Genomic DNA, 14,147 nt, shown 5'->3' with positions numbered 1-14,147 from the left:
CCGCTTCGCTGCGTTCCTCGCGCTCACGGGTCAATGCCGGAAGACGCCGAAGCCGTCGGCGCCCTGCACCGGTCCGTTGTGGATCGCCGACAGACAGAGGCCGAGGACGGTACGCGTGTCCCGAGGGTCGATCACCCCGTCGTCGTAGAGCCGGCCGGAGAGGAACAGCGCGCCCGACTGCGACTCGATCTGCTGCTCGACCATCATCCGCATCGCCGCGTCGGACTCCTCGTCGTAGTCACGTCCACGGGCCGCGGCCGCCTGCCGGGCCACGATCGACAGCACGCCGGCGAGCTGTGCCGGTCCCATCACGGCCGACTTGGCGTTCGGCCAGGTGAACAGGAACCTGGGCTCGTACGCCCGACCGCACATGCCGTAGTTGCCGGCCCCGTACGAGGCCCCGAGGTTCACCGTGAGGTGCGGCACTGTCGAGTTGGACACGGCATTGATCATCAATGCGCCGTGCTTGATGATGCCGCGCTGCTCGTACTCGGTGCCGACCATGTAGCCGGTGGTGTTCTGTAGGAAGATCAACGGGGTGTCGGAGGCGTTGGCGAGCTGGATGAACTGGGCCGCCTTCTGCGCCTCAGCGCTGAACAGCACCCCTCGCGCGTTGGCCAGCACGCCCACCGGATAACCGTGCAGCTCGCCCCAGCCGGTGACCAGAGAGTCCCCGTACGCCGGCTTGAACTCGTCGAAGTCACTGCCGTCCAGGATGCGGGCCAGCACCTCACGCGGGTCGAACGGCACCTTCAGATCGGAGCTGACGATGCCCAGCAGCTCCTCCGGGTCGTACTTCGGCGGCTGCGGCACCGCCGTACGTGGTGCGGGACCCCGCTTGCGCCAGTTCAGCCGGCGTACGCACTGACGGGCCAGGCGGATGCCGTCCCGCTCGTCCTCGGCCAGGTGGTCGGCCAACCCGGACATGCCGGCGTGCATCGCCGCACCGCCCAGCGACTCGTCGTCGGTGACCTCGCCGGTAGCCATCTTCACCAGCGGCGGCCCGGCGAGGTAGACCTGCGACTTGTCCCGAATCATGATCACGTGATCGGACATCCCCGGCACGTACGCGCCGCCGGCCGTCGCGTTGCCGAAGACCACGCTGACCGTGGGGATGCCGGCCGCCGAGAGGCGGGTCAGGTCACGGAACACGCGACCGCCGGGGATGAAGATCTCCGCCTGGGTGGGCAGGTCCGCCCCGGCCGACTCGACCAGGTTGACCATGGGCAGCCGGTTGGCCAGGGCGATCTCACCGGCCCGCCGGGTCTTGGCGAGGGACCATGGATTGACCGCGCCGCCGCGTACCGTCGGGTCGTTGGCGACGATCAGGCACTCCACGCCCTCGACGACCCCGATGCCGGTGACCACGCTGGCTCCCACCGGGAAGTCCGTGCCGTACGCGGCGACCGGTGACAGTTCGAGGAACGGGCTGTCGGCGTCGACCAGCAACTCGATCCGCTCCCGGGGCAGCAGCTTGCCGCGTGCGTGGTGCCGCGACACGTACTTCGCACCGCCGCCCGCGCGTGCCTGGTCGAGCGCGGCGTCCAACTCGGCCAGTCGCTCCAGCAACGCCGCCCGGTTGGCCGCGTACGCCGGCGCGGACAGCTCGACCGTGCTGTCCAGGGTGGTCATAGGCCCATGCCCTTCGCGATGATCTCGTTCATGATCTCGGTGGTGCCGCCGCCGATGCCGAGGATCCGCGCGTCGCGGTAGTGCCGTTCCACCTCGGCGTCGCGCAGGTAGCCGAAGCCACCGTGCAGTTGCAGGGCCTGGTCGACGACGTGGTCGCAGGCGGCCACGGCCACGTTCTTCGCCATGGCCACCTCGGTCACCACCGGCTCGCCCGCAGCTACCCGGGCGGCCACCTCGTGCACGTACGACCGGGCCGCCTCGGCCCGCGTGTGCATCTCGACCAGCCGGTGCCGCACCACCTGCCGGCCGACCAGCGGACGCCCGAAGGTCTGCCGGTCCCGGCACCAGCGCACCGCCAGCTCCACACAGCGTTGCGCGGTCGCGTACGCCTGCGTGGCCAGCGAGAGCCGCTCGGCCGCGAAGTGCTGCATGATCGCCAGGAAGCCGGTGTTCTCCGCGCCGATCCGGTTGGTCACCGGCACCCGTACGTCCACGAACGACAGCTCGGCGGTGTCCGAGCAGTGCCAACCCAACTTCTCCAACCGGCGTCCCACGGTGAACCCGGGCGAACCCTTGTCGATCACGAGCAGGGTCAGGTTGCCGCTTCCCGGGAAATCCGTGCACACCGCCGTGGTCACGAAGTCGGCCCGGTGACCGCTGGTGATGTAGGTCTTCGACCCGTTCACCACGTAGTGGTCGCCGTCGCGGCGAGCGGTCGTGCGGATGCCGGCCACGTCCGAACCGCCGTCCGGCTCGGTGATGGCCAGGGCACCGATCATCGTGCCGGCCAGGGTGGGTCGGACGTACCGTTCGATCAGGCCGTCGTCACCCGGGGACGGGACGCCGGTGAGTCGACCGCCGAGCGATCCGCCGGTGCGGGCACCGGCGGCCGCGACCATGTGCGGCAGCGCGATGCCGTGCGTGAACAGGGCCGCGACCAGGCCGGACGATCCGCCGGAACGGATCAGCTCCTCGGTCACGATGATGGAGTCGAGCAGGTCGCCGCCGCTGCCGCCGACCGACTCGGGAAAGCCGATGCCGAGCAGGCCCAGCTTCGCGGCCGTGGCGTGCAGGGCCCGGGGGACCTCGCCGGCCCGTTCCCAGTCGTCCAGGTGCGGCAGCACCTCCCGGGTCACGAACGCCCGGGTCAACTCGCGGAGCTGTCGACGCTCCGGCGTGTCCACGATGCTCATCGGGCGACCTCCGCCGGCAGGTCGACGATCCGCGCGCGGAGCAACTCACCGAGCGCCTTGGCCTGCGGGTCGAACCGGGTGGACGCGGCCACCCCGGCCCCGAGCAGGCCCTCGATCACGAAGTTCACCGCCCGCAGGTTCGGCAGCTCGTAGCGCCGGACGGTGAGTGCCGCCGTCTCCGGCAGCAGCTCGGCCAGCCGCTCGACGGTCAACCAGGGGCGCAGCCACGCGTACCCGGCGTCGGAGCGCGCCCAGACGCCGAGGTTGGCGTCCCCGCCCTTGTCGCCCGAGCGCGCGCCGACCAGCTCACCGAGCGGTCCGCGCCGGGTCGGGCCGGTGACCGCCGCGTCGCCACCCGACGCGGCCTCGTCCGGGGCGATCGGGGCCGTGCGGGCCGGCGGGGCGATCGACACCCGCTCGCCGCCGGGCAGGACCGCCACCTGCGCGACCTCGTCCTGCGGCACGGTGTCGGCGGTGAAGACGCCGTACGGGGTGGCGTCGCCCGGCAGGGTGGTCAGCGTGCTACCCGGGTACGAGGCCAGCGCCAGCTCCACGGCGGCGGCCGAGAAGGCCCGCCCGGCCCGCGTCCGGTCACTGTCGCGCAGGTGTACGTGCAGCAGGGCGCTGGCCGCCTCGGTGTCGGCGGCGTCGGGGTGGTTCGTGCGGGCGAGGGTGAACTCCAGCCCGGCACTGCCGACCGCCTCCGCGATCTGCCCGCGGACGAGGGCCGCCTTCGCCTCGATGTCGAGGCCGCACAGGACGAACGTCATCGAGTTCCGGAAGCCGCCGAGGTTGTTGACGCCCACCTTGAGCGTGGGCGGAGGCGGGGTGCCCCGCACGCCGGTGACGCGCACCCGGTCCGGTCCGTCGGGGTGCAGTGTCACCGTGTCCAGCCGGGTGACCACGTCCGGCCCCAGGTACGCCGGCCCGCCGACCTCGTACAACAGTTGGGCGGTGACGGTCTCCACGGTGACCGCGCCCCCGGTGCCCGGATGCTTGGTGAGTACGGCGGAACCGTCGGGGTGCACCTCGGCGATCGGGAAGCCGGGCCGGTGCCCGCCGTCGGGCAGCTCCGTGAAGAAGCTGAAGTTGCCGCCGGTGACCTGTGCGCCGCATTCGACCAGGTGCCCCGCGACGGTGGCCCCGGCCAGCTCGTCGAGATCGTCACGAGTCCACCCGTACCGTGCGATGGCCGGGCCCACCACCAGCGACGCGTCGGTGACCCGACCCGTCACGACCACGTCGGCCCCGGCGTCGAGGCAGGCGGCGATCCCGAACGCGCCCAGGTACGCGTTCGCGGTGAGCGCGTCGGCCCGTTGGAGGGCGTCGCCCTCGACGTACCCGACCCGCACCGCCAGGCCCAGGCGACCGGCGAGCGCCTCGATGGCGGCGGCCAGTCCGACCGGGTTCAACCCGCCCGCGTTGGTCACGACCCGCACCCCCCGGTCGAGGGCCGTGCCGAGGCACGTGTCCGCCTGGCGCAGGAACGTCTTCGCGTAGCCGAGGTCGGGGTCGCGAAGCCGGTCCCGACCGAGGATCAGCATGGTCAACTCGGCCAGGTAGTCACCGGTCAGCACGTCCAGCTCGCCGCCGTCGAGCATCTCCCGCCAGGCGGTGAACCGGTCACCGTAGAAGCCGGAGGCGTTGCCGATACGGATCACGGGCGTACCCCGTCCCCGCTCGCTGGCGTCCGGCCGTCGCCCGGCGGTCCGGCGAAGGCCTGGGCCACGTCGAGCCATTCGTCGGCGACCGGGCCGGTGGGCCGTAGGGCGAGATCCGCCCGGTGCCGGCGCTGGGTGACCAGGAGACAGAAGTCCCGGGCCGGACCGCTCACCCGGTCGGCGGCGTCCGCCGGCCCCCAGGCCCAGGTGTCGCCGCCGGGCGCGGCCAGCTCGACCCGGACCGGCATCGTCGGCGCCTCCCGGCCGTGGGCGACGAAACCATGGGCGAGGGTACGCACACCGAGGTGCGCCACGTGGCGGAGGCGGTCGGTGGCCGGACGGGCGACACCGAGGGCGTCGGCCACGTCCTCACCGTGCGCCCACGTCTCCATCATCCGGGCGGTCGCCATCGAGGTGGCCGACATCCGGGTGCCGTACCAGGGCAGTTTCTCGCCGGCCGGAACGGCGGCCAGTGCGTCGACGAGCGCGCCCCGGCCGGCCCGCCAGCGGGCCAGCAGGTCGGCGGGGGGTGCCAGGAACTCGTCGACCCCGGCGTCCACCAGCCGGGTCACGTCCGGAGCGCCGGTCACCGTCGCGTAGAACGCGTCGGCGTCGGTGGCGGCCAGCAGCGCCACGTGGTCGGTCCAGGCCAGGTGGGCGATCTGGTGCGCGATGGTCCAGCCGGCCGCCGGGGTCGGGCGGGCCCAGTCGGCCACGGACAGCGGCGCGACCAGCGCGTCCAGGTCGGCGCACTCGTCGGTCAGATCCGCGAGCAGGTCACTGAGGTCGACCATGGTGCCTCCGGTCGGTGCGGGCCCCGGTGGGCGGGGTCAGGGCGTGAGCAGGGTGGCGAGCTGACGTTTCCAGGTGACGAGCAGGGCGGTACGACGGGCCGAGTCGTCGCTGAGCAGGTTGGCCACGCCGAGCCCGCGCATCAGGTCGAGGGTGGCCTGCACCGCCTCGCGGACGCCGGGTCGACGCTCGTCGACCCCGAGCAGCGCGACGGTGAGCCGGTGCATCTCCCGGCCGACCGTCGCCTCCAACGGCACGAGAGCGTCGCGAAGCTCGCGGTCGGTGCGGGCCGCCACCCACAGTTCGAGCGCGGCGACGAAGAGCGGCCCGGTGAAGGCCACCCCGAGTAGATCGATCACCCGGTCCAGTCGCTGCGGGCCGGCGGGCAACGCCTCGGCCTCGGTGCGCAGCTCGTCGGCGCGGCGTTCGGCCAGGTGCGCCACGGCGGCCGTGACCAGCGCGGCCTTCGTGGGGTAGTGGTGCAACTGGGCACCCCGCGAGACGCCGGCCCGGGCGGCCACGACGGTGGTCGTGGTGCCCGACCAGCCGTGCTCGATGAGGCAGTCGACGGTGGCCTCCAGCAGGCGCGCCCGGGTGACGCGACTGCGCTCCTGCTGGGGGACACGTGTCGATGCGGGAGGCATGCGAACAGCCTGTGGCCTGAGAAACAAACAGTCAAGACTGACTTTTTGTGGCACAGGGCGAGGAGCGGTTGCCCGGAGCCGCTCCCCCCGCGGGTGCGAGCGGTCTGTCGGGGCTGCTCTCACCCGGTGTTCTCGCGGCCTGTCGGGCGGCCCCACCGCTCTCCTCGGGCCCTGTCCCGCCCTCCTCGGGCCCCACCGCTCCTCGGGCCCTGTCCTGCGGCCCCGCCGCTCTCCTCGGGCCTGTCCGCTCTCCGCGCGCCCTGTCGAGCTGCCCCAGGAATGGGGCGGCGAGTCGCCTCGAATCGCCTGCCCCAGATTCAGGGCAGCTCGACAGGACTCAACCACCTACTCCGGGTCCTGCGCGCCACCAGATCCTTGGCCACCTTCGGGCGCGGCCGCCACCAGATCCTTGGCCACCTTCGGGCACGGCCGCCACTCTCGTCCGGCCCTGCGCCGCGGGGCCGGGGCCGGGTGGTCCAGAGCGTCGGATCCGCGCGGTTCAGCGGCCGTCGCCGGGGCCGAAGACGGCGAGCGCGTCGGCGTCGCTGTGTTGGGAGCGCAGGTACTCGTCGGCCCAGGACGCGGCGTCGGGGAAGGCCGACTCGGCTGCCACGCGGGCGCAGGCCGCGTCCACGTCGAAGGCGGTACGGCGGAGCTGGACGCCCGGCCCGAGCAGGGCCCACCACGCGCCCGCGCCCCCGTACGGCATGCCGACGCTGCCCGGGTTGACGACCAGCCGTCGGTCGACCAGCCGGGTGAAGGGCATGTGGGTGTGACCGCAGACGACCGTGGAGACCTCGGCCGGCAGGCCGGCGAACACCTCCGCCCAGCGTTCCATCCGGGAGTCGACGAGCACCATCTCCTCGTCGTCGCGGGGCGTCGCGTGGCAGAACAGGGTCGGGCCCAGGCCGTCGATCTCCAGCGTCACGGTCGCGGGCAGCGCGGCCAGCCGGGATACCTGATCGTCCCGAAGCTGGCCGGCGGCCCAGTTCGACACCTCGATCGAGGCGGGTCGGCCCGCACGCGCCTCGACCAGCTCACGTTCGCAGTTGCCGCCCACCCAGCAGGCCCGGTCACCGAGCCCGGCGAGCACGTCCAGCACCTCGACCGGCTGCGGACCGGCCGCGATGTCACCGGTCAGCACGATGAGGTCGGCCCCGGCGACGTCCGGCTCGGCCAGCACCGCCTCCAGCGCGGGCAGCACACCATGGATGTCGGAGAGCACGGCGACCCGGTTCAACATGGCCCCACACTTCACCCCGCCAGCCGTCCCGAACCAGCGATTCTGCGCCGGGCAGACAAATACGTCCCCGCCTTGCCGTCGGTGACGGAAGGCGGGGACGTACCGATGTCTCAGACGCGGGCGCGGCGGGCCAGACGCTCCGGGTCCAGGATGATGATGCTCTTGCCGTCCAACCGCAGCCAGCCGCGCGAGGCGAAGTCGGCAAGCGCCTTGTTGACCGTCTCCCGGGAGGCGCCGACGAGCTGGGCGATCTCCTCCTGGGTGAGGTCGTGGGTCACGCGCAGGACGCCGCCGTCGCGGGTGCCGAAGCGGCCGGCCATCTGGAGCAGGTTCTTCGCCACCCGGCCCGGCACGTCCGTGAAGATCAGGTCGGCGAGCGAGTCGTTGGTCCGGCGCAGCCGCCGGGCGAGTACGCGGAGCAGCTGCTCGGCGATCTCCGGGCGGTTGTTGAGCCACGGCCGCAGCGCCTGCTTGCGCAGCCGTACCAGCCGGGTGTCGGTCACCGCGGTGGCGGTCGCCGTACGCGGGCCCGGGTCGAAGAGCGACAGCTCGCCGACCATGTCCGACGGGCCCATCACCGCGATCAGGTTCTGCCGGCCGTCCGCCGCCCGGCGGCCGACCTTGATCTTCCCGGACAGCAGGATGTAGAGGCTGTCACCGGGCTCGCCCTCATTGAAGACGATCTCGCCCTTGCGGACCTCGATCGTCTCCATCTCCTTGGCGAGCGCCTCGGCAGCTTCCGGGTCGACACCCTGGAAGATCCCGCTGCGGGCCAGTACCTCGTCCATTGCGCACCTCCGGTTGCGCGTGCCGTCCGTCGGCCGGGGCCGCCGTCCGCTGATCCCCTCGCGCGCCGCCAAGTCTAGGCGCACGTGAGCACGAATCAGAGGTCGCCCCTGGAATCTTGATCGGTGGGCGTAACCTGCCCGACGTGCTGAGGGACCCGATTCTGACCAGCCGCGTCGAGGACGGGCGAAACGTACCGCTGCTCGTCTGGCGGGCCGACGGGCCCCTGCGGGCGGTCAGCAGCGGCCCGCTCGGTGGTGGCGTCGGCGTCCGACACTGGGTGCTGAACGCGACCGTGTCGATGTCGTACGACCGGGACGACCCCGCCGCCCACCTCACCGCGCTCGCCGCGGACCTGGCCCTGGACGGGCCCGGGGTGGGTCTGCTGACCGGCGTCGACGTGACCGAGGTGGTGGCCCGGACGGACACCGGGGTGCGGGCGTGGGCGACCGTCGGGCTCGGTACGCCGGTGCCCGCCGCCGCGCCGGCCGCGGGAGCGCTCACGCAGCGGGTGGGCACGGTCAACATCGTGGTGTACGTGCCGGCCCGGCTCGCCGACTCGGCGCTGGTCAACGCCGTCGCCACCGCCACCGAGGCGAAGACCCAGGCGATCGGAGAGCTGGGACTGCCGGGGACGGGCACCCCCACCGACGCGGTCACCGTGCTCTGCCCGGTGGACGGGCCGGAGGCCGCGTACGGGGGGCCACGCTCGACGTGGGGCGCCCCGTTGGCCCGAGCCGTCCACGCCGCCGTGCGCGCGGGCGGTGAACGGCCGGTCGTGCCCTGGTCAGACCGGCTGCCCGGCTGAACTTCCGACCGATCGGCCCTCGTCGGCGCGTTCCGAGGTCGGTAGGGTCGCGGGCGATGTACGCTACCGCCCCTTCCGCGTCCCGCCCGTTCCGCCGCGTCGCCGTCGGCCTCGCGGCGCTCCTGGCCGCCCTGCTCGTCGCCGGCTGCGCCGACAGCGCGGACGCCCCGGTGTGGCAGCCCGGCGCCGGTGGCGGTGGCACGGGCGCGCCGCTGAACACGGCCGGCCCGAAGGCCAGCGGAGGCGCGACGGCCGCCAGCGGGGGCGGCGCCATCTCGCTCTCCGCGACCGGCGACATCATCATGGGCAACGCGCCCGGCCGGCTGCCTGCCGCCGGTGGGAAGGGATTCTTCGACTCGGTCACCGGGGCGCTCAAGGCCGACCTGGTCATGGGCAACCTGGAGGAGCCGCTGACGGTGGACACCGGCACCGGCAAGTGCGGGGCCAACTCCACCCGCTGCTTCCAGTTCCGTGCGCCGCCCGAGTACGCGGCGCACCTGCGCGACGCCGGGTTCCGGGTGCTCAACCAGGCCAACAACCACGGTTACGACTACGGGCCGAAGGGCTACCAGAACACGCAGAAGGCGCTCGAGAAGTACGACCTGGAGCACACCGGCGCGCCGGACGAGATCACCGTGGTCGACGTCAAGGGCGTCAAGGTCGCCGTGGCCGGCTTCTCCTCGTACGTCTGGTCCAACAGCCTGGTCGACATCGCCAAGGCCAAGACGGTGGTCGCGAAGGCGGCCACCCTCGCCGATCTGGTCGTGGTGCAGGTGCACATGGGTGGCGAGGGAGCGGACAAGACCCGGGTGAAGCCGGGCACCGAGCTGTTCCTGGGCGAGAACCGGGGCGATCCGGTCAAGTTCTCCCACGCCATGATCGACGCGGGCGCGGACCTGATCGTCGGGCACGGGCCGCACGTGCTGCGGGGCATGGAGTTCTACAAGGGGCGGCTGATCGCGTACAGCCTGGGCAACTTCGCCGGCGGCGGCAACTCGCTGAGCAACGCCGGCCGGCTCGGCTGGGGAGGTGTGCTGAAGGTGTCGCTCAAGCCCGACGGGAGCTGGAGCGGCGGCTCGTTCACCTCGACGTACATGAACTCGGCCGGCAAGCCGACGATGGACCCGGACGACCGGGGCCGGGGGCTCGTCGCCGAGCTGAGCCGTACCGACTTCCCCCGCAGCGGGGCCCGGCTCGACGGGCAGGGCAGGATCACCGCGCCGACCGGCGGTTGACCCGGGAGGAACGTCCGGGGCGCGACGTAGGCTGACCGTCGTGACCAGTAGCCCTCCCGGCGCCAGCGAGACCGACCTCGGGCGCACCCGCCGCGCCCGCAAGATCGGCCGGGTGCTGACCGAGACGCACCCCGACGCGCACTGCGAGCTGGACCATTCCAACGCGCTGGAGCTGTCCGTCGCCACCATCCTGTCCGCCCAGTGCACGGACAAGAAGGTCAACGAGGTCACCCCGAAGCTCTTCGCCCGCTACCCGGACGCTGCGGCGTACGCCGGTGCCGACCGGGGCGAGATGGAGGAGCTGATCCGGCCCACCGGGTTCTACCGCAACAAGACCGACTCGCTGCTCAAGCTCGGGCAGGCCCTCGTCGACAGGTACGACGGCCAGGTTCCCGGCCGGCTCGCCGACCTGGTGACGCTCCCCGGGATCGGCCGTAAGACCGCCAACGTCATCCTCGGCAACGCCTTCGACGTGCCCGGTATCACCGTCGACACCCACTTCCAGCGGCTGGTGCACCGGTGGCGGCTGACCACCGAGACCGACCCGGTCAAGATCGAGCACGCGATCGGCGCGCTGTACCCCAAGCGCGACTGGACGATGCTGTCGCACCGGATCATCTTCCACGGGCGGCGGGTCTGCCACGCCCGCAAACCGGCCTGCGGGGCGTGCACGCTCGCGAAGCTCTGCCCCTCGTACGGCACGGGCCCGACCGAGCCGGCCGCCGCCGCCAAGCTGCTCAAGGGCCCCCGGGCGCGTGACCTGGCCGTGGCGGCCGGGGTCGACCCGGATCTGGTGCCGCCGCAGGCGGTCGCCGCGGAGGTGCCGTGAACCGCCTGCTCACGGGTGCGGCCACCCGGCGGCTCGCCCTACTCGCCGTGCCGCTGACGCTGTTCGTCGGCGGCTGCACCGCCACCCCGGCCGACGACCCCGCATCCAAGTCGGCCGCCGCCGAACGACCGTCGCCCTTCCGCGACTGCGGCACGTTGAATGCGGCACCGACACCCAGCCCCGGGGCTGTCTCCACCCCGCCGGCCGCAACCGCTGCGGCGGCGGGCGGGCAGGAGTTGCCGGCGCTGACCCTGGCCTGCTTCACCGGCGGTGCGCCGGTCGCGCTGCGGGACGTGGCCGGGCCAGCCGTGATCAACGTGTGGGCGTCCTGGTGCGGGCCGTGCCGCAAGGAACTGCCGGCCTTCCAGCGGCTCAGCGAGCGGACCACCGGCCGGCTCCAGGTGGTCGGTGTCAACACCCGCGACAGCCGGAGCGGCGCCCAGTCCATCGGCGAGGACTTCGGCGTACGGTTTCCGATCCTCGTCGACCAGGGTGACGCGCTGCAACGGGAACTGAGGCGCAACGCCTTCCCGTTGACCCTCTTCGTCGACGCGGGGGGTCGGATCCGGCACATCGACGCCACCGGAGCCCTCGACGACGCCTCGCTCACCACGCTGGTACGCCAGCACCTGGGCGTGGCGGCGTGACCCGTCGACCTCCCGGCTGGATCGACCCGCTGCTGAGCCGACTGGGCACGGCCCGCGTCGAGGACTTCACCCGCCTCACCACCCCCGCCGAGGGTGGCCGGGAGAGCGCCGTGCTGGTGCTGCTCGGCGAGCAGCCCGACACCGGACCGGACGTGCTGATCCTGCAACGGGCCGCAACCCTGCGTAACCATGCCGGCCAGCCGGCCTTCCCCGGCGGCGCGGCCGACCCGGAGGACGCCGACGCCCGGGCCACCGCGCTCCGCGAGGCCAACGAGGAGGTCGGTCTCGACCCGGCCAGCGTGACCGTGCTGGCCGAGCTGCCGAAGCTGTGGATTCCGGTCAGCGACTTCGTGGTCACCCCGGTGCTGGCCTGGTGGCACGACCCGCATCCGGTGCATCCCCGGGAACCCGCCGAGGTGGCCCACGTGGCACGACTGCCGATCCGCGAGCTGGTCGACCCGGCGAACCGGCTGCGGGTCCGTCACCCGAGCGGCTGGGTGGGGCCGGCGTTCTCGTCGCGCGGCATGCTCGTCTGGGGCTTCACCGCCGGGGTGTTGGCGGCCCTGCTCGAGATGGGCGGCTGGGCCCGCCCGTGGTCGCCCGGCCGGCTCGTCGACCTGCCGCCCACGGGCGCCACTCCCGCGCCGTCGGCCGGCACCGACGAGGTCGACGAGACCGCCCTGCGCTGACCACCCGGTCACCTTCCGCAAGCGATGGTCATCCGGTGGGCGCGGTGCCCGTACGCTGGACCCCGTGTCCGTCGTGGATCTCGTCCTGCTGCTGCTCATGCTCGTGTTCGCGATCAGCGGATACCGTCAGGGTTTTGTCATCGGCATCACCTCGCTGTCCGGCTTCTTCCTGGGTCTCCTGCTCGGCCTGCAACTAGGGCCGCTGTTCGCCCGGCAGTTCGTCGACGCCGGCACCCGGGTGCTGATCTCACTGGTGGCGATCTTCGGATTGGCGGTGATCGGACAGGCGCTCGCCGGCTGGCTCGGCTCGCACCTGCGCAAGACGATCACCAGCGACGTGGGTCGGCGCATCGACGACGTCGGTGGGGCCTTCGTCTCCCTGTTCGCGGTGCTCCTGCTGGCCTGGCTGGTCGCCGTACCACTCGGATCGTCGTCGGTGCCCTGGCTCGCCGCCTCGGTACGCAACAGCGCGTTGATCAGCGTGGTGAACGGGATCCTGCCGGAGGAGGCACACCGGCTCTCGACCGCGTTGGAGGACACCGTCGACACCGACGGTTTCCCGGACGTCTTCGGTGGCCTCGCGCCCACCCGGGCCCGGCAGGTCGAGCCGCCCGACCCGGCGCTCGCGGGCTCCCAGGTGGTGGTCAACGGTCAGCGTTCGGTGGTCAAGGTGCTCGGCTCCGCGCCGAGCTGCTCGCGTCGGATCGAGGGCTCCGGCTTCGTGTACGCCGACGACCGGGTCATGACCAACGCCCACGTGGTCGCCGGCACCCGTTCGGTGGCAGTGGAGCTGGGCGGCGAGCGGTACGACGGCCAGGTGGTGGTGTACGACCCCAACCGGGACCTGGCCGTGCTGCTGGTGCCGGGGCTTCCCGGCCCGTCGCTGCGGTTCGCCGCCGGCAACGCGGGCAGCGGCTCGGACGCCATCGTGCTCGGCTTCCCGCTCGACGGCCCGTACAACGCGCAGTCGGCCCGGGTCCGTGACGTCGACCGGATCAAGGGCCCGGACATCTACTCCTCCGGGGACGTCACCCGGGAGATCTACACGATTCGGGCCCTGGTGCGCAGCGGCAACTCCGGCGGTCCGCTGCTGTCGGCCAACGGCCTGGTGCTCGGTGTCATCTTCGCGGCGGCGGCCGACGACCCCAACACCGGCTTCGCGGTGACCGCCGCCGAGGCCCGCCCGGTGGCATTGGCCGGTGCCGAGCGCAACCGGGCCGTCGCCACCGGCGAGTGCACCTGAGCGCCGTACCGGATCAGGTGCGAGCAGGCTCGGCGAGCGGCAGCTTCGCGCGTCCCCAGCGCAGTCCCCGGTCCAGGATCGCCCGCGCCATGATCGCGACGCAGGTGCCGCCGTTGAGGAAGGAAGCCGTCACGTCGCTCGGGTGGTGCATCCCCCGGTACATGCGGGTCAGCGCCACGCCCACCGGCACCATCAGCAGCAGCGTCCACCAGGCGACCTTCGCGCCGGTGCTGCGCGCCCGCAGGGCCATCAGCACCGCGATGCCGACATAGAGCGCGACCGCCGCCGAGGTGTGCCCGGACGGGAAGCTCGACGTGGGCGGTGAGGTGTCCATGTGCTCCACCGCGGGCCGTTGCCGGTCGATCACCATCGTGGTCAGCAGGAACACCAGCGCCTGGGCGGTCACGGCCGCGCACAGGAACAGGGGCTCCCGCCAGCGCTTCAGCCAGAGCCGCAGCGCCAGCGCCACCAGCACGGTGACCACGACGATCATCTGAGTGCTGGCGAGGGTGCTGAACACCAGCGAGACGTCGTTCCAGCCGCCGGTGCGGTCACCGGCGAGCTCCCGGTTGACCGCGTCCTCGACGGTGAACGGCCAGCTTCGGTTCAACACCCGGGTGACCAGTACCCCGAGCAGCACCATGACGCCGAACAGGAGGGACACCGGCAGCAGGACCCGCCGGACGATCTGGACCACGGTGTCGGACATGAGCCGGCCAATACCCGGTCGGCGTCCTCGTCACGC

General features: G+C 72.6%; 14 protein-coding genes. 6 read left to right on the top strand and 8 right to left on the bottom strand.

What is annotated here, in order from left to right:
• Nucleotides 1-30 precede the first annotated feature (30 nt).
• The 7 genes from ACQP0N_RS31425 to ACQP0N_RS31395 all read right to left on the bottom strand — a co-directional run bounded on the left by ACQP0N_RS31425 (nt 31) and on the right by ACQP0N_RS31395 (nt 7,953).
• On the bottom strand, nt 31-1,632 hold the full coding sequence (locus ACQP0N_RS31425) for an acyl-CoA carboxylase subunit beta (protein ID WP_433116158.1): 1,602 nt from the start codon (nt 1,630-1,632) through the stop codon (nt 31-33).
• Nucleotides 1,629-2,825: an acyl-CoA dehydrogenase family protein gene (locus ACQP0N_RS31420; RefSeq protein WP_433116156.1), complete on the bottom strand. Its 1,197-nt coding sequence runs from the start codon at nt 2,823-2,825 to the stop codon at nt 1,629-1,631. Before ACQP0N_RS31420 ends, ACQP0N_RS31425 begins: the two co-directional genes overlap by 4 nt.
• Nucleotides 2,822-4,426, bottom strand: a complete 1,605-nt coding sequence (locus tag ACQP0N_RS31415) for an acyclic terpene utilization AtuA family protein (RefSeq protein ID WP_433121890.1) — start codon at nt 4,424-4,426, stop codon at nt 2,822-2,824. Before ACQP0N_RS31415 ends, ACQP0N_RS31420 begins: the two co-directional genes overlap by 4 nt.
• A gap of 56 nt (nt 4,427-4,482) precedes the next feature.
• Entirely contained in the window at nt 4,483-5,280 is a 798-nt protein-coding gene (locus ACQP0N_RS31410; RefSeq protein WP_433116153.1) for a TIGR03084 family metal-binding protein, read from the bottom strand.
• A gap of 36 nt (nt 5,281-5,316) precedes the next feature.
• Nucleotides 5,317-5,922: a TetR/AcrR family transcriptional regulator gene (locus tag ACQP0N_RS31405; protein WP_433116150.1), complete on the bottom strand. Its 606-nt coding sequence runs from the start codon at nt 5,920-5,922 to the stop codon at nt 5,317-5,319.
• A 499-nt stretch (nt 5,923-6,421) separates the two neighbouring features.
• Entirely contained in the window at nt 6,422-7,165 is a 744-nt protein-coding gene (locus ACQP0N_RS31400) for a metallophosphoesterase family protein (protein WP_433116148.1), read from the bottom strand.
• A gap of 110 nt (nt 7,166-7,275) precedes the next feature.
• Nucleotides 7,276-7,953: a Crp/Fnr family transcriptional regulator gene (locus ACQP0N_RS31395; RefSeq protein ID WP_007466162.1), complete on the bottom strand. Its 678-nt coding sequence runs from the start codon at nt 7,951-7,953 to the stop codon at nt 7,276-7,278.
• 143 nt (nt 7,954-8,096) lie between these two features.
• On the opposite strand from ACQP0N_RS31395, the gene ACQP0N_RS31390 reads away from it, so the two are divergent.
• The 6 genes from ACQP0N_RS31390 (at nt 8,097) to ACQP0N_RS31365 (ending at nt 13,402) form a co-directional block, all read left to right on the top strand.
• Complete coding sequence (locus ACQP0N_RS31390) at nt 8,097-8,759, top strand: adenosylcobinamide amidohydrolase (RefSeq protein ID WP_433116146.1); 663 nt, start codon at nt 8,097-8,099, stop codon at nt 8,757-8,759.
• Nucleotides 8,760-8,815: 56 nt separating this feature from the next.
• Entirely contained in the window at nt 8,816-9,994 is a 1,179-nt protein-coding gene (locus ACQP0N_RS31385; protein ID WP_433116144.1) for a CapA family protein, read from the top strand.
• 40 nt (nt 9,995-10,034) lie between these two features.
• Nucleotides 10,035-10,823: an endonuclease III gene (gene nth, locus ACQP0N_RS31380; RefSeq protein WP_357132816.1), complete on the top strand. Its 789-nt coding sequence runs from the start codon at nt 10,035-10,037 to the stop codon at nt 10,821-10,823.
• Nucleotides 10,824-10,828: 5 nt separating this feature from the next.
• Nucleotides 10,829-11,470 carry a TlpA family protein disulfide reductase gene (locus ACQP0N_RS31375; protein WP_433121889.1) on the top strand — a complete coding sequence of 214 codons (642 nt, stop codon included), beginning with the start codon at nt 10,829-10,831 and terminating at the stop codon, nt 11,468-11,470.
• On the top strand, nt 11,467-12,159 hold the full coding sequence (locus ACQP0N_RS31370) for an NUDIX hydrolase (protein ID WP_355052513.1): 693 nt from the start codon (nt 11,467-11,469) through the stop codon (nt 12,157-12,159). Before ACQP0N_RS31375 ends, ACQP0N_RS31370 begins: the two co-directional genes overlap by 4 nt.
• Nucleotides 12,160-12,223: 64 nt before the next feature.
• Complete coding sequence (locus ACQP0N_RS31365; protein WP_357132813.1) at nt 12,224-13,402, top strand: MarP family serine protease; 1,179 nt, start codon at nt 12,224-12,226, stop codon at nt 13,400-13,402.
• A gap of 13 nt (nt 13,403-13,415) precedes the next feature.
• Here the strand turns inward: ACQP0N_RS31365 and ACQP0N_RS31360 are convergent, their stop codons facing one another.
• Nucleotides 13,416-14,111 carry a phosphatase PAP2 family protein gene (locus ACQP0N_RS31360; RefSeq protein ID WP_433116141.1) on the bottom strand — a complete coding sequence of 232 codons (696 nt, stop codon included), beginning with the start codon at nt 14,109-14,111 and terminating at the stop codon, nt 13,416-13,418.
• Between the last annotated feature and the right edge of the window lie 36 nt (nt 14,112-14,147).

Source organism: Micromonospora sp. CA-246542 (assembly GCF_050942905.1).
Lineage (GTDB): Bacteria > Actinomycetota > Actinomycetes > Mycobacteriales > Micromonosporaceae > Micromonospora.
Note: the sequence above shows the minus strand (reverse complement) of the source record. Positions and strands in the feature narration are given on the sequence as shown.

Excerpts from the sequence above, each read along its gene's own strand:
- ACQP0N_RS31425 (WP_433116158.1), bottom strand. The coding sequence starts at position 1,632 with ATGACCACCCTGGACAGCACGGTCGAGCTGTCCGCGCCGGCGTACGCG.
- ACQP0N_RS31420 (WP_433116156.1), bottom strand. The coding sequence starts at position 2,825 with ATGAGCATCGTGGACACGCCGGAGCGTCGACAGCTCCGCGAGTTGACC.
- ACQP0N_RS31415 (WP_433121890.1), bottom strand. The coding sequence starts at position 4,426 with ATGCTCGACGGCGGCGAGCTGGACGTGCTGACCGGTGACTACCTGGCC.
- ACQP0N_RS31410 (WP_433116153.1), bottom strand. The coding sequence starts at position 5,280 with ATGGTCGACCTCAGTGACCTGCTCGCGGATCTGACCGACGAGTGCGCC.
- ACQP0N_RS31405 (WP_433116150.1), bottom strand. The coding sequence starts at position 5,922 with ATGCCTCCCGCATCGACACGTGTCCCCCAGCAGGAGCGCAGTCGCGTC.
- ACQP0N_RS31400 (WP_433116148.1), bottom strand. The coding sequence starts at position 7,165 with ATGTTGAACCGGGTCGCCGTGCTCTCCGACATCCATGGTGTGCTGCCC.
- ACQP0N_RS31395 (WP_007466162.1), bottom strand. The coding sequence starts at position 7,953 with ATGGACGAGGTACTGGCCCGCAGCGGGATCTTCCAGGGTGTCGACCCG.
- ACQP0N_RS31385 (WP_433116144.1), top strand. The coding sequence starts at position 8,816 with ATGTACGCTACCGCCCCTTCCGCGTCCCGCCCGTTCCGCCGCGTCGCC.
- ACQP0N_RS31360 (WP_433116141.1), bottom strand. The coding sequence starts at position 14,111 with ATGTCCGACACCGTGGTCCAGATCGTCCGGCGGGTCCTGCTGCCGGTG.